The sequence below is a fragment of the Chryseobacterium tructae genome (assembly GCF_030409875.1).
GTDB classification, from domain to species: Bacteria; Bacteroidota; Bacteroidia; order Flavobacteriales; family Weeksellaceae; genus Chryseobacterium; species Chryseobacterium tructae.
Map to the genome: position 1 here is coordinate 595649 of NZ_JAUFQR010000001.1, position 13518 is coordinate 609166.

Below are 13518 nucleotides of genomic sequence, written 5' to 3' on the forward strand. Positions count from 1 at the left end.
TTTGTTCCAGCCTCAGACTATTTAGAAAAAAAAAACTCGTTCAAAGTTGTTGAACGAGTTTTTTTAGGGTTATTTCTTGATGAATTTTGTCGTCTTTTTGGTATCAGAATTCTTTCCACTGACTTCAATGAAATAGGATGCTGGAGGAAGATCAGATATTTGTATGTTTTCTGAATTTACCTCAGCTGTTTTAATGAGTTTTCCATCCAAGCTATAGATATTCGCTTTTGAATATCCTTCTGTATTACCCTTGAATCCAATAAAATCCTGAGCAGGATTAGGATAAATACTGATGTTTTCTTTTTTCATAGTGTTGCTTACAGCCAATGTTCCCGTATTCAATGCTATTGCTGTTGAAGTGGTCTGGTTGATGCTCAGTGCGAATACAGTTATATTTGCAGTGGTAGAGCTAAGTAATGCGTATCTGTGGCTGGCATCATAATAAGAATAACAGTATTGGTTACAGAACCTAAAGGGTTTTGGAAGGTAATGTCTAAAACAGAATATAAATTAAAAGTCTGTATAAATTTTACTCTAAGAACGTTACTGTATGTCTGCCCATTCAGTAATAAAGTACCATAGGCATCAGCCTGAGTCGACATGGTTCCTTGAGTGATTCCATTGATAAGAGTTGAGGTAAAAGTTCCTTTAGCTGTATCAGTCTGTGATGCACCTATCGTGATAGGGTAGGTAATATAAGTCCCGTTGTCTGTACTTAAATTAAGGGTAACCTGAGGGTTTATTACTCCTGTGATCTCAAGTTTTGTAGACGATGCCTTATAGAATATAGTATTGGTTCCGTCAACCATTTTGATTGTAGATCCGGGAAAGGTAGTCATTTCAGCAGAAGTAGGGGCTAGATAATTGATGGTTGCAGCTGCTCCCAGTGTAAGGGCTCCGTTTAAAAATGTAACATTATTGCCGAGTGCAGAGTTATCCACAATTCCGATGATAAGATTATTATTCACAACATCGTTAAGGATAGGATCATGAGATGCTTTTGTAAGCGTAATCTGAGCTGAGAACATTACAGAAGCTCCCAACAAAAGTAAGATAAATGTTTTCATGGCCAAATTTTTTATTAAAGTTAGTTAAAAAGATGAATTAATTTTAAATATAATATGTTTTTAATGAAATATTTAAACTACCTGAACTTGAATTAAGATGTTTTTCCTTGTAAATAAAGCAAAGAATAGACTTTTATAAGCGGTGCCTAAAATGAAAATGTGTGAATTTTCTTTACAATACACCCCAATTGCAATACAATTTTCAATAATTATTTGACCAATATTCTTATTCAATTTCGTTTTTTTTCGGTTATCTATTTTTTAGAATAAAAAAATAGCCGCCTGAAATATCAGGCGGCCGTTTTGTGCATTAAATAAAGTTAAGTTTTAATTGCTCATGATCATTTTTCTGTAAGCGTAAATATCTTCAATCGTTACTACACTCATTTCTTTTTTCTTAGCAAATTCCACAATTTCCGGAAGTCTTGCCATAGAGCCATCTTCATTGGTCAGTTCGCAAAGTACAGCATCATCACCCAGATTGGCCATTTTTACAAGGTCTACACTGCCTTCTGTATGTCCACGTCTTTCAAACACCCCCTCTTTTTTAGCGATCAGAGGAAATACGTGTCCAGGGCTTGCAATATGTTCTGCTAAAGCGTTTTCAGCAACAGCTGTTCTGATCGTTGTTACACGATCTTTTGCAGAAACTCCCGACTCTACGCCTTCTTTGGCTTCAATGGAAATGGTAAATGCGGTTTGATTTTTTGAATTGTTGTTTTCCACCATCGGACGAAGGTTGAGATGCTTACTTTTTTCTTCAGAAATGCATAAGCAAACAATGCCGCTGCATTCGCGGATCAAAAGTGCCATGTCCTGTTCTGTAATAGTGGAAGCGGGAAAGATGATATCGCCTTCGTTTTCACGATTTTCGTCATCAACTAAAAGAATACCTTTTCCCTGTTGTAATGTTGAAAGTGCTTTTTCTACACGTTCTTTGGAGGTTGCTCCGAATTGTTCTAATAATTTTTCCATGTTATTTTACTTTTAAAAGTTAAAATAGTCTTCGGTACATGGAAATGAAATACAATACCGTAAGAGCCCATAAAGGATCCTACCGTATGTCTCATTTTCTTCTCCCATCCAGACTTTAACTGTCGGTTTTGGAATTTCACCAAATCAGTCCCTTCAAATGAAAGGAGTCGCGGACTATAACCGCCGGTAGGGAATTTCACCCTGCCCCGAAGAAAACTTATACTAAGTTTTACTGTATGTTTGTTAAATTTTTATTTCATTGAAAATATTTAATGCACAAGCTGCTAATTTCGGGAAGTTTTTTGAGATAGAAAAGAATTTTTTAATCAGATTTATCAATGATTGTATGCCTTTTAAAGAAAAATCCACTCACAGATAGGAGTGGATTGTATAGGATTTTTCAGAATGGATAAATTTACTGAATCTGTTTTAATTGTTCATCGTATAATCCTATCAACAGGCTGTTTCCGTCTTTGTCGGTTCTTATTCCACCATAAGCAGCTTTGCTGTATTTTTCTGCCTGGCCTTCCTGGAAAAAGAAAGACTCTGCCCCGATATTGATTCTCCATTCATTGGGCGAGGTATATTTGATGAGGTGTTCTCCAGCTTTCAGAGGAGTTGGGTCTTTTTGAAAACGAACCTTTTCAGCAACTCCTTTTGCATCGAGTTTTACAACACAATAGCCACGCTTCGGAATTCGTTCCGCATTCATGTTATCTGAAATAGCATATCTTAAGCTCATATAATCGCCCTGCATCAGTGAGCGGGGATCTACAGGAGCCAGTTTTAGCAGGATTGGCTGTCCATTTTTAAGTAAAGCTTCTTTTTCAGCTACTGAATAATTAAAATATATCAATAGCAAAACAAGATTAATAGCAATGATGAGCCATTTATATTTTTTCATTTTCTGTCAGTTTTTTGTGGATGAGAAAGTAGATGGCCAAAAAGATCACTCCTGAGGTGAACAAGAGTATGGATTTGGTTAATAAAGTAAATTGAAGGTCATAATAGAATCGCCCAATAAATCCGATCAAGGCTATAATTCCTAAGACGAATCCGGTTCTGTAATTGACTAAAAAACTTAGCAGAATAACGAGTATAGCACCCGATATAGTTGGTGTTAATAAAGTAGGCAATAGAAATAAACAGTAAGCGTATAGATAAGAATTTTATAAATAGTACTGGTAACCTGTAATGTATTAAACAAAAGGTATACAACATACAGTATTGCCAGAACAATAACAACAGATGGAATCCAGTCATAGTACTCATCTGTTAAACGAAGAAAAGATCCTAATCCTAAAAATGCTAGGGTAAATATGAATGAAAAGACCATTCCTGTTCGAACGGGATCATACAGATTAGAAAATAATTTGTTTTGACTTATTATTTTGGCTTCCTGTAGGAATAGAAAAGTAGTGATAACAGTCTGAAATATAATGATGGCAGAGGTTAGATTATAAAGATGGTTTACCTGTGCAAAGGCCATGATACTCCCGTTGATGATCAATATTGAAATAAAAGACAAGATGTAGCTTTGTGCCAGAAACAAGGTACATAATGCAATGCCAATAAATGTAATATAAATAGTATTATCTTCTGCAGAAAGGCCAATACCCAGAAGAGTAAAGCCGGTAATGAAAAAAGAAACACTTAAAGTATCTACAATGGTTTTTCCGGATATTCTGCTGATGAAAGAAGACCCGGCAATACAGATCACTCCTACTATGCTTGCTTCAGTCTCTGAATCAAAAATCTCAGCTATAAAAAGGAAAGCTAGGAATGTAAGACAGGCCATTATTCCTCCAAAAATCGATAGTATTTTAATAGATAGTGATTGATGGTTGGTCTCTTTTTTCTGATAAGCTGCCATGATAGCATCTTCATCAAAATGGATCTCCCTATTACTCCCCACACGGAGTTGCTCTATAAGCTCTTTTATATTGTCTTTACTTCTCATTTTTCCATTTTTTTTGAAGGTTCATCAAATTTTTAATGATAAGGGTAATGCTCACAACAACGAAAAGAAATACCAGCAAGAATATCCCTTCATTTTCTCCAATCCTAAATAATAAAGAGCAGGCAATAATGACAAGGCTTAACGGAATAATAGCAAAATAAAAACTATTTTTTGTTTTTAAACCGTACCAGATTCCCAGAGCATATACAATAATACTCATTGGAATTAAAAGAGATAATAAAGTTTTATGGCTATCCACTAAATCAAGACACAATCCGAAGGTTGATACACTGACGACTGCCAATGATAAAATGTTAGTAAACCAATTAGGGATTTTAAATGCTTTTTTATAATGAGAAAGTAGAATTGATCCAATTAAAAAGGCTGCATTCAGAACAAAAAGCAAAAGGATAATAATACTGTCATTCCAGTCTTTGGCAACCTGATTGGAATATAAAATAAGAGTAGTATTGATTAAAGCAATATACATAAGCCATAGCGGAGCAAAATCTGAAATGATCACCCAAAGAGTTATACAAATTATCCATGCTAAAAAGAAGTCATAAGCATTTGCACCTGTTTGATAGACCTGTCCGAATACGGCAAAGAGAACACCCACAAGTGCAGCTGCTCCGGTAAGAATAATATTCCGGATATTGTCATTGATCTTAGAAAGTAATGCTAACCCTGTAGCGGCGATAAGTAATATTTCTGTTAGTCCTATTTTGGCAAATTTGGGTAACTCTGCCCAATTATACGCAAAGAAGAAATAATCCCGGATACGGTAAACCCGATTCCGAGGCTAATAAGAAATAATTTCAGAAACTTTTGCCAGGCTTCTTTACTGCTGTAAATATTGTCTTTAAGTATAGAATGGATCTCTTTTTCGCTCAGGTTGCTATGCCTGCTGAGGATTTGTAGATCTTCTCTTTGTATGTTTTTCATTTAAGATAGGTTAAGTATAGATAGGGATTCACTGTCTTTTAATAGATTGCTGATCTATTTATTTTCAATGTTCATATTAAGTGTCACAGGAAATATGATCCCATTCCTGATTCATATAGTGAATCAGCCAGTTCAGGGCATAATGTCTTTCGTAGACAATTCCCGGATGTATCTGTGTAATTTCTCTATTATTAATTCGTGCGTCGACACAAGCCCAATCATATCTGTAATATAAATCATTAGCATCAAGGATCTCTGATTTGGAACGGATCTCATGGTCACCATTAATGAAATCATTAGGATCTCTGTCTCCACCTACAGGATATTTTTCAAAAGGAATATCGTTAAGGTCACATAATGTATTGGGAAAAGGTAAGGTGTCTACAATTTTTAAAGCCCATAGTAAAACCCATATACATTCACATTTCCAGGTTTCCTGAAATTTTTTTGTTTCCGTGGGATCAGATATGAAGTCTTTTTCTTTAGGGGTCACATATTCCCAAAGATTATAATCTATCAAATAATCTGTTGCTGTTTCCGGATCTATAGTATCAAAAGCAACAAAATTGGTAATGGCAAGTATGGCTGCGCGAGAAGCAATTTCCTTGGGTGTTCTCAGAGTGGTTTCCTCTTCAGATTCTATATGAGGTAGGTTAAAATTAATTTTAATGTCTTCCTTTTTAAGAATTTCTTCTGTTCTCTCTTTTCTGGTCATTTGTATTTAATATCATGTTAAATAATAATTGGCTTGAATTAAGGTTAGCGAAAACTATTCCCTTAATATTTTTTCCATCTTTTTTCCTTTGGCAAGTTCATCAATCAGCTTATCAAGATATCGGATATTTCTCATCAGTTCATCCTCTATTTCTTCTATGCGGTATCCACAAATAACACCTTTGATCAATGATGCGTTAGGATGTATGCGGGGAGCTTGTTCAAAAAAAGTTTTGAAATCAGTTCTCTTCTCCAGTTGTTCCTGAAGTTCTTTTTCATTATAGCCCGTCAGCCAATGAATAATTTCATGAACTTCAGCTTTTGTACGTTCTTTTTTTTCTGCTTTTTGAATGTAATGTGGATAAACACTGGCAAAAGCTGTGGTGAAGATTTTTGTATTCTGCATGGCTTTTGTTTTTTTTGATGTTTAGGTTAATCTTTTTAATACTCCGTCAAGAATAGTATTAAATTCCTCAGGCTTTTCAAGCATAGGATAATGACCCACTTCTGTAATGGTTACATAGTCGTAATTCTTTACATATTTACGGTTGCCTTCAAGATTGGTGGGAAAGTTATCGGAATTAATGGCGATTACCGGAACCTGAACTTGTTTTGCAATTTCTTTGAAATCTGTTTTGTATAAAGGTTTTAATAAATTAATAGCTCTTTCCGATTCATTTTGAAGGAACTCATGCTGTATTCTTGACTTTACGTCTTCAGGGGTTTTTTCTGCAAAAAGATACTGGGGAAGCATATTTTCTACAGCATTTTTAAAGTCAGCTCTATATTGAGCAAATTGCATTTGCTCTGCCTGTTCTTCGGTAAAAGATTCATCCAGATTTTGTAAAGTATCTATTAAAATAAGAGCTTTTACTTTTGGAATTTTTAATGAGGCTTCAAGCACATACGCACCAGACATTGAATGTCCTATAAGAATAATTTCTGAAGAGCTTATAGCGTTAGCCACAGCTTTTATATCGTCTGCATATCCGGAACTTGTCCACTCTGTTCTGGAAGAATCAGATTTTCCATGACCTGCCAGATCCATTTGTATTATCCGATAACTGGCAGTAAAATATTTTTGTTGATCTGTCCACCATTCAGCATTGCCAAGCCAGCCGTGGATCATAATGATGGCTGAATTTCCACTTCCGGATTCCTTATAATGAATTTTCTGCCCGTCTGAGGACATTGCATATTTTTCCATTGAAACTCTATTTTGTGTTGGTGTATAAATAATTTTGAGCAAACTAATGTACAAAAGCCTGTTGATATGAAGGTATTTCTTTCTGTAAAGCTGGTTTTAGCCCTTTTATTCAACTTTAAATAACGATATCGTATAATCTAATAATCTTTGATTTCCATATTCACCATGTCCGGGAATAATAATTTTAGCGTTGGGATATTCTTTTTTTACTTTTTCAACAGTAGTAGACCAGGCTGAAGTGTTGGCATCACCTAAATATCCTTTGCCAGCTTCCAATTCTTTTAACAAACAGCCTCCGAATAGTATATTTTCAGCAGGAAAATAGCCAACAACATTATCTTTTGTATGTCCTTCTCCCAAAAACTTTGTAATGATTTTTTCATCACCCACTTTTAATACCAAAGAATCTTTAAAGCTGTTCTTAGGAATAACAAAATGATTTTCTTTAGCCAATTCAATGGTCTTAGAGTATGAATACGAAGGGATATTATGAATATGAAATGCCTCTAAGCCTCCCAAACTGTCGTCGTGAAAATGAGTAGGAATAATGGCGTTGATTTTTGAATGAAGTTTTTGATTGACCCATCGTATCAGTTCTTCTGAGCTTTTGTCATTGGTTGGGGTATCAAAAATAATCACCTCATGACCATTTTTTACAATAAGACCATTACAGGGAACATTGCCAAAATCATGGGTTTGTTTAAACGAAGTATGGATGTAAGAATTCTCTGAAATCTGTTTAATAATAAGATTTTCAGATGTATAAATTTCCTTTGCTTTGAAGTCCTTTGTAGACTGGGAGTTGCAGCCTAAAAGAAAAAAGGAAAATAAAAGGGTGAATATAATTTTACTATTGAAATCCATTCTTAGGTTCGTGTGTTTTATACGGTCTTATGAGAATTTGAGTTTGAATTCTCTTTTTTCTTTATTAGGAGCTATAATCATAGCTGTTATTAAAATGGGAAGTATTCCTATGAGTGATATATTGTCAATCTCCAATTGCCATAACCCATATACAAAAGCAAGAAGATAGATAAAAGCAAATCCGATAAGGCTTCTGTATAGAAACTTTGACTCATTATTGTATATTTCGGTCGATTTATCATCAATATACATTGGTAGGATGCTTTTTGTAAAAGTGAGATCAATATTTTGTTCCCATTCTGTTTTATTTCCTTGGATAAGAATTGTATGTTGTCCTAAAGTGGTTAGGTAATCTAATCGGTTATTTGTATTGGATAACTCACCAATAAAGTTCTCATTGATAAAAACTTTATATTTCTTTTTACTGAATGTGAAGTTCTGATTAAGCTTTATTTTGATTTTACCTTGCATCATATTTTGTTTTTATAGCTGTAATTTACAAAATATTAGCAATTTAAGAAGAAAGATGATCTTTGTTGAAAAATATATTACAAATTCATAAAAAATCCCTGAAAAGCATTAGTTTTCAGGGATCATTCATATCTTAAAAAGATTGTTCTATTTCTTTGTTTCAGATTTGATGCTCATGTTGATAATCATTACGGCATAAGTATTTCCTACAGCATCTTTAATTTCACACTTGAAATAGATGAGGTTCTTTAAAAATTTCTGCTGGAAAACTTCGATCAGAAATTCTGTTCCGGTGGGCATGGCTTTAGAAGCATACCCTTCCAGGTTGTCGATTTCATAATCTTCTCTGTTCCCTAAGGAATTAAAGATTTCTCTCAGTACACAGTTCGCTACATATACAAAAGGAACAATGGGATAATTTCAAAATGTCCTTTACATTGATTTAAAGTAAAGGGCATGAGGGATATGGTAAACTGATGGCGGTCTTCAGATCTATTTACTCTGCCTTCAGGAAGTTTTTCATCATAGTCTCCAATAGGGGTATCATTGAAGAAATCCTTATAAAAAAGTTTGAACGTTTCTTGAGTAATGATATAATAATCCAATTCGAAAGAATAGAAGACTTCTCCTGATTGTTTGTCTTTTGCATGAAGACATGATTTGCCTTTTCTTTTAGATTCCAGATAACTTCTGCCTGTGATGGTGATGGTGTCGGAAATGGGGCTGTAGGATAGCTTTCTCATTCTTAATTTTTCACCCAGAAAATAGATATTTTCTTTGGAAGAATTATTCAATAGCTTGTATAAGCTACAGCTTCCTAATGATGCCATAACTTTTAACAGGTGCGTAAGGTTTTCATTTTTTAAATCCCATCCCGATATTTCTGTTTCAAGGGTATGGTCATTGAAAATGATGTCTTCAGGAAAGCTGATGTAGGGCGCTTTTTCTCCAATGTAAGGGATGATGCTGTTTTGAATGTTGATTGTTTTCATTGAATGAGGGGTATTAAATTATTTTCATTGTATTGTGGACAACTATCTTCACCAACATGTAAAAAGTTTTAATGTCAGTGAAGTATGGGCTGTTTCATGATAAAGTGTTTTATATTTCTTTTCAGTGTGATTTTATTTGTTTTTTAAAATTACTAAAAAAATATATATAAATAATTATGATTAAATAATTGTGGCATCTATTTGAATGTGAAATTGAATGCTTTTATATTAAATGGTAGATACAGAAGGGACATGTAAAAAGTTATCCACACAAAGTTATTCACATTTAAATTGAGGTGTGGAAAACTTTGTGTGGATAATTTATTTATATATTATTTTGAATATTATATATTTAGTTGATTATTTTGAAGGAGTATAAAAAGTTATCCACATTTTAATCCTTGAGATAAAGCGATTGTGGAAAAGTTATCCACAAGTTTTTGTCTTTCTCTGATAAGACATTTATTTTTCTAATATTAGAATGAGAATAATATGGATTATCGAGATTATTTTTGATTATTTTTAAATTGAAATTTTACTATAGGCTTTCAATATATTTTTCATACTCACTTTTTTCTAAGAGCTCTCTGGCATTTAGATGATAGATATCTTTCCAAGAAGCAGAGCCATTTTTTTCAACATATTTTTCAATGATTCTGAATCCTATCCAATAATTAATGTTTTTTGGAGCATCCGGGAATAGTTTAAACTTGTCATTTTGAAGCAAAGGATTTTTTCCTGAAGTATCAGAAAAGTAAGGCTTTAATTGAGTAAACAATTTTTTTTCATTTTTAATAAACCAATCCCAATCTTGCTTAGACAGACTGATTGATTCATATTTTTCAATTTTTCTATCGAAGAATATATAAGTGAAATAGCAGGCAAAACCTTCATCAATACTCTGGTTTAATGCAGAGAGTTTATTAGGATCTGTATTTCTGAAATGTTCATAGACCATGTGATTCAATTCATGAGGTAATCCTTTTTCAATGGTATACATGAGATCTGCATCTTTATAATTGAGTTCTAATGCAAACTGTTCATTATTACAACCTCCAAATATGATTCCTGTTATAGGGGTAAAGAGCAAACTTATTTTGGCATTAGGTTTATAAGGAACCAATTTGTTGAATTTGGTCAGCGTTTTCTGAAAATGTGTTTTGAGATCAATACCTAAGATAATAGATGCTTTATTTTCAAGTTCTTGTTTATTCTCCTGATATAAAGTTTTATTCCACGCAATCATTCCTTTAGGATTGTTGAAAAGATAAGCATTTTCCTCACCGAAGATAACACCATAGCAGCTATCCCATAATTTTTTATGTGGTAGATAAACTTCCTTAACAACCCTTGCAGAATCATATTGCTGATTTTTATGGGCAAGAAGTTGATGTTTGAATAAATTTTTAATAACGATGTTTTCAACTTTTACGCTATCTGGAATATGCTCCAGTCTCTCATAATCTAATTTTTGATCAGCTATGGGGGAGCGTGTGCTTGTAGCACAAGAAATCATAAAGACTGCCGATACTAATGAAATGATTTTTTTCATAGAACAGGTTATGGTGAGAAAAAGTTTATTGTAAAGGAGTTAACGCTTTTGAATTTTTTAATAATACCATGTATTGAAAATAATCAAGAGTATTAGCCTTTTCTTGTGGGGTAAAGCTTTCCCCAAACATTCTGGAATTCACAGTTATTAATTTATTAGAATGTAAATAAGGAGAATCTTTAGAATTAAGTTTAAATAATGTAATAGAATTAGGTTGGGCAAATTCCTTAAAGTCATTGATTCCTTTTACTAACATGAATGGGCCATCTGCATTGATCCAGTCAATTTTTTGATCAGCCGGTGTAGGAAACTGTGGATTTTTAGGAAGATACATTTCACTATCCAGCGTATAGCTAACGATGCTTGAGGTTTTAAAACCAGAGTTTTTAAGCCTTTCTGCAAAAGGTTTTTCATCTTTTTTTACGCTATGTTGAAGTACATGATAAAAACCAAAAAGCCCATACAATTTTTCATTTTCAAGCTTTAGTTTTTTTACTGAGTTTTTGAAATTAGTGATCATAGCCGAATCTCTGGATATTCTTTTTGAGTTGTCATTGAAATCGGTATCAATTCCTATAACAGAAATTTTTAAAGAATCCTGTAAAGTCTGATTGTAATCATAGATGTCACTCCATTTTTCAAATAATTCTTGACTGGACTGTTGGGGAATTCTTTTTTGAATAGCCAATACTACTTCTTTAAGTAAATTTTGATCTTTTGTATTGCCATGAAGAAACAGATTCAGCTTATGAGAATTGGTGCTGTCCATTTCAGCAATATAATATTTTACCCCATTTTTTTGATGTAAAAATTTTAGAAGCTCTTGATCGAGTTTCTGATTCGCTGCATATCCATGAATTTCACCTAACAGGACAACCTGAGAATTATAAAATGTATCGTCAAATAATTTACCATCTATTTTATCAAGAATTTGTTCATTATTTTTTTTAAGATATTCGGTGAATTCCGAATCTTTTCCACCAATAAAAATTTTATTACTGATGAATATATACAGAACAAAAATTAAAACGATCGAAACAATTATGATCAATAGGTATTTGAAGAACTTTAAGACTTTTTTCATGGTTTATTTTTGTACGAAAATATTATAAAAAAGGAATGAAAAAAAGTTTTTTGCAGCATTATTGAAGAAGGAATTTTTATTGAACCATCAAGATCTGAAAATATCTTAAATGAAGACTATGTAAATTGAAATGTAAAATACTTTTTTCCACAGTGAGAACATTGAAAAGTTGCTATTTCTCTTAAACTTTCTGGGCTACCATAGGTTCTAAAATCATAATACTCACTTTTTTCCTTAAGGCCTTCTTCCCAGTAGATGAGATTTTCACTGGCTTCATAGAGTTCATTGTCATTCTTAGGATATCCTATAAACTCAGTAATGTTTTCGCAGCAAAGTGGTTGATCAGCTCTTTGCATAAATATTGGGATATCCGGCGTTCTGTTATATTTTTCTATTAGAACCGATTTAAGTTCTATTGTACGATTATGGGGAAGCTTTAGAGAGTTAACATATTTTTCAATGGTTTCTTCATAGAAAAAGTCACAGGCATGAGTCATTGTTTTAGTTTGCAGACACTCATAACAAGATGCATAGATATCGTCATCAATCTCGCCGTTTTCTAAGGTTACTTGCCCTTGATAAGGATATAAATCCACCTCTGTTTTTCCACAGACATTACATTCTGTATAATATTCATCCAGTTTTTCAAGAGCATGATCGTTAATAAGTTCAAAAAGTTTTCCCATTTTATGTGTTGTTAAAGATTAAATATAATTAAGTATGAATGAATTTCCATAGAAATTAAAATTATGGAAGTTTATTCTTGGTCTTTGTAGATATTCCAGAAGTTAAAATCAGTCATTGGAGCATCTGTGATTCCTACATTACGACCCATGGTTACAATTTGTCCCCTGTGGTAAGTTCCGTGAAGAACTACGTGCTGGATATATTCATATTTTGAAAAATCACATTGAAACCATTGGGATTCTATTTTTACATTTTTGGACAGGTCTTCTTCTGATAAGTTTTCCACATAATCCACCAGCTTTTGTGAGTTGTTTTTTATGTTTCTGAAGACTTCTTCTTTACTGGTTTCAGCAGTAGTTTTGGCAAAATCGAAATCATTGCTTTCAGAAATATGGCTCCACCAATATTCCTGGGTCTGCCAGATGTGATGAAGGGTTTTTAAAATGGTAGGAAAACTGGAAATGACTTCCTGATTAAGCTGTTCATCTGATTTTGTGGATAACCAGTCAATGTATTTATTGACAACCCAGTTATTGTACTGAACGGTTTTAGTAACTAAATTTTTTAAGCTCATACTATTGATATTTTGTGGTTTAAAATAATATTCAAAGTCCAAAGTGGCGGTTATGATCTTTATTTTCGGGATTAATGAGAGCCTTGTTGCTATAGGTTGCTGCTTCAAATTCACTGATACTGACTGACAGAAATGAAATATCAGGAAGTAGCTCCGCAAGCCGGGTACTTATTTTTTTGGAAAGATCAGCTTTTTGTTCTGTGCTCCGTCCCTGCATAATATATCCAAAGACATGTAGAAAATCTTTTTTTTGTTCTCCTAACCGATAATGTGAATAAGGATGAAGCCTCACTTTAATATCATCCACAGCAAACAACCCTGTTGATTCTGCCGCATGGTAGATGGCATCCATGATTTCATGAGAGGTTCTTATTTGGAGAATGTCCTGTGAACATTCAATGATGAAATGAGGCATTTTATATGATT

Annotated in this window: 18 protein-coding genes, 1 pseudogene and 1 riboswitch; all 19 genes and pseudogenes read right to left on the minus strand. The window is 33.3% G+C overall.

Going from position 1 to position 13518, the window contains the following annotated elements; genetic code table 11:
- Window positions 1-69: 69 nt before the first annotated feature.
- The 19 genes and pseudogenes from QWZ06_RS02815 to QWZ06_RS02905 all read right to left on the minus strand — a co-directional run bounded on the left by QWZ06_RS02815 (window position 70) and on the right by QWZ06_RS02905 (window position 13507).
- On the minus strand, window positions 70-342 hold the full coding sequence (locus QWZ06_RS02815; protein WP_290295602.1) for a T9SS type A sorting domain-containing protein: 273 nt from the start codon (window positions 340-342) through the stop codon (window positions 70-72).
- A 47-nt stretch (window positions 343-389) separates the two neighbouring features.
- Window positions 390-1067 (minus strand): hypothetical protein, encoded by a 678-nt coding sequence (locus QWZ06_RS02820; RefSeq protein WP_290295603.1) that lies wholly within the window; start codon window positions 1065-1067, stop codon window positions 390-392.
- 327 nt (window positions 1068-1394) lie between these two features.
- Window positions 1395-2042, minus strand: a complete 648-nt coding sequence (gene ribB / locus QWZ06_RS02825; RefSeq protein ID WP_290295604.1) for a 3,4-dihydroxy-2-butanone-4-phosphate synthase — start codon at window positions 2040-2042, stop codon at window positions 1395-1397.
- Window positions 2043-2134: 92 nt separating this feature from the next.
- A riboswitch (FMN riboswitch) is annotated at window positions 2135-2260 on the minus strand.
- 197 nt (window positions 2261-2457) lie between these two features.
- Window positions 2458-2946, minus strand: a complete 489-nt coding sequence (locus QWZ06_RS02830) for a GDYXXLXY domain-containing protein (protein WP_290295605.1) — start codon at window positions 2944-2946, stop codon at window positions 2458-2460.
- Window positions 2933-4002, minus strand: a pseudogene (locus tag QWZ06_RS02835) (DUF4401 domain-containing protein). The gene QWZ06_RS02830 and the pseudogene QWZ06_RS02835 overlap by 14 nt, the downstream one beginning before the upstream one ends.
- Window positions 3992-4783 (minus strand): DUF2157 domain-containing protein, encoded by a 792-nt coding sequence (locus tag QWZ06_RS02840; RefSeq protein ID WP_353960001.1) that lies wholly within the window; start codon window positions 4781-4783, stop codon window positions 3992-3994. The pseudogene QWZ06_RS02835 and the gene QWZ06_RS02840 overlap by 11 nt, the downstream one beginning before the upstream one ends.
- Window positions 4723-4947 carry a hypothetical protein gene (locus QWZ06_RS02845; protein WP_290295607.1) on the minus strand — a complete coding sequence of 75 codons (225 nt, stop codon included), beginning with the start codon at window positions 4945-4947 and terminating at the stop codon, window positions 4723-4725. Before QWZ06_RS02845 ends, QWZ06_RS02840 begins: the two co-directional genes overlap by 61 nt.
- Window positions 4948-5023: 76 nt before the next feature.
- Window positions 5024-5662, minus strand: a complete 639-nt coding sequence (locus tag QWZ06_RS02850) for a DUF4272 domain-containing protein (RefSeq protein ID WP_290295608.1) — start codon at window positions 5660-5662, stop codon at window positions 5024-5026.
- A gap of 54 nt (window positions 5663-5716) precedes the next feature.
- On the minus strand, window positions 5717-6067 hold the full coding sequence (locus QWZ06_RS02855; RefSeq protein WP_290295609.1) for a DUF2200 domain-containing protein: 351 nt from the start codon (window positions 6065-6067) through the stop codon (window positions 5717-5719).
- Between the two features lie 21 nt (window positions 6068-6088).
- Window positions 6089-6868 (minus strand): alpha/beta fold hydrolase, encoded by a 780-nt coding sequence (locus QWZ06_RS02860; RefSeq protein ID WP_290295611.1) that lies wholly within the window; start codon window positions 6866-6868, stop codon window positions 6089-6091.
- 105 nt (window positions 6869-6973) lie between these two features.
- Window positions 6974-7732, minus strand: coding sequence for a CHM family subclass B1 metallo-beta-lactamase (gene blaCHM / locus QWZ06_RS02865; protein ID WP_290295612.1), 759 nt, complete (start codon window positions 7730-7732; stop codon window positions 6974-6976).
- A 27-nt stretch (window positions 7733-7759) separates the two neighbouring features.
- Window positions 7760-8206 carry a hypothetical protein gene (locus QWZ06_RS02870; RefSeq protein WP_290295613.1) on the minus strand — a complete coding sequence of 149 codons (447 nt, stop codon included), beginning with the start codon at window positions 8204-8206 and terminating at the stop codon, window positions 7760-7762.
- A 144-nt stretch (window positions 8207-8350) separates the two neighbouring features.
- Window positions 8351-8503, minus strand: coding sequence for a hypothetical protein (locus QWZ06_RS02875; protein WP_290295614.1), 153 nt, complete (start codon window positions 8501-8503; stop codon window positions 8351-8353).
- A gap of 89 nt (window positions 8504-8592) precedes the next feature.
- Window positions 8593-9195 (minus strand): hypothetical protein, encoded by a 603-nt coding sequence (locus tag QWZ06_RS02880; RefSeq protein WP_290295615.1) that lies wholly within the window; start codon window positions 9193-9195, stop codon window positions 8593-8595.
- A 538-nt stretch (window positions 9196-9733) separates the two neighbouring features.
- Entirely contained in the window at window positions 9734-10747 is a 1014-nt protein-coding gene (locus QWZ06_RS02885; protein WP_290295616.1) for a gliding motility protein GldB-related protein, read from the minus strand.
- A gap of 25 nt (window positions 10748-10772) precedes the next feature.
- On the minus strand, window positions 10773-11831 hold the full coding sequence (locus QWZ06_RS02890; RefSeq protein ID WP_290295618.1) for a TraB/GumN family protein: 1059 nt from the start codon (window positions 11829-11831) through the stop codon (window positions 10773-10775).
- 116 nt (window positions 11832-11947) lie between these two features.
- Entirely contained in the window at window positions 11948-12517 is a 570-nt protein-coding gene (locus tag QWZ06_RS02895) for a CbrC family protein (protein WP_290295619.1), read from the minus strand.
- Between the two features lie 71 nt (window positions 12518-12588).
- The gene (locus QWZ06_RS02900; protein WP_290295620.1) at window positions 12589-13092 is read right to left on the minus strand and encodes a DinB family protein; all 504 of its coding nucleotides are present in this window, start codon (window positions 13090-13092) and stop codon (window positions 12589-12591) included.
- 31 nt (window positions 13093-13123) lie between these two features.
- Window positions 13124-13507, minus strand: a complete 384-nt coding sequence (locus QWZ06_RS02905) for a 5-carboxymethyl-2-hydroxymuconate Delta-isomerase (protein ID WP_290295621.1) — start codon at window positions 13505-13507, stop codon at window positions 13124-13126.
- Window positions 13508-13518 lie beyond the last annotated feature (11 nt).

Excerpts from the sequence above, each read along its gene's own strand:
- QWZ06_RS02860 (WP_290295611.1), bottom strand. The coding sequence starts at position 6,868 with ATGGAAAAATATGCAATGTCCTCAGACGGGCAGAAAATTCATTATAAG.
- QWZ06_RS02880 (WP_290295615.1), bottom strand. The coding sequence starts at position 9,195 with ATGAAAACAATCAACATTCAAAACAGCATCATCCCTTACATTGGAGAA.
- blaCHM (WP_290295612.1), bottom strand. The coding sequence starts at position 7,732 with ATGGATTTCAATAGTAAAATTATATTCACCCTTTTATTTTCCTTTTTT.
- QWZ06_RS02830 (WP_290295605.1), bottom strand. The coding sequence starts at position 2,946 with ATGAAAAAATATAAATGGCTCATCATTGCTATTAATCTTGTTTTGCTA.
- QWZ06_RS02845 (WP_290295607.1), bottom strand. The coding sequence starts at position 4,947 with ATGAAAAACATACAAAGAGAAGATCTACAAATCCTCAGCAGGCATAGC.
- QWZ06_RS02895 (WP_290295619.1), bottom strand. The coding sequence starts at position 12,517 with ATGGGAAAACTTTTTGAACTTATTAACGATCATGCTCTTGAAAAACTG.
- QWZ06_RS02885 (WP_290295616.1), bottom strand. The coding sequence starts at position 10,747 with ATGAAAAAAATCATTTCATTAGTATCGGCAGTCTTTATGATTTCTTGT.
- QWZ06_RS02890 (WP_290295618.1), bottom strand. The coding sequence starts at position 11,831 with ATGAAAAAAGTCTTAAAGTTCTTCAAATACCTATTGATCATAATTGTT.
- QWZ06_RS02850 (WP_290295608.1), bottom strand. The coding sequence starts at position 5,662 with ATGACCAGAAAAGAGAGAACAGAAGAAATTCTTAAAAAGGAAGACATT.
- QWZ06_RS02875 (WP_290295614.1), bottom strand. The coding sequence starts at position 8,503 with ATGCCCACCGGAACAGAATTTCTGATCGAAGTTTTCCAGCAGAAATTT.
- QWZ06_RS02900 (WP_290295620.1), bottom strand. The coding sequence starts at position 13,092 with ATGAGCTTAAAAAATTTAGTTACTAAAACCGTTCAGTACAATAACTGG.
- QWZ06_RS02820 (WP_290295603.1), bottom strand. The coding sequence starts at position 1,067 with ATGAAAACATTTATCTTACTTTTGTTGGGAGCTTCTGTAATGTTCTCA.
- QWZ06_RS02870 (WP_290295613.1), bottom strand. The coding sequence starts at position 8,206 with ATGATGCAAGGTAAAATCAAAATAAAGCTTAATCAGAACTTCACATTC.
- QWZ06_RS02855 (WP_290295609.1), bottom strand. The coding sequence starts at position 6,067 with ATGCAGAATACAAAAATCTTCACCACAGCTTTTGCCAGTGTTTATCCA.
- QWZ06_RS02905 (WP_290295621.1), bottom strand. The coding sequence starts at position 13,507 with ATGCCTCATTTCATCATTGAATGTTCACAGGACATTCTCCAAATAAGA.
- ribB (WP_290295604.1), bottom strand. The coding sequence starts at position 2,042 with ATGGAAAAATTATTAGAACAATTCGGAGCAACCTCCAAAGAACGTGTA.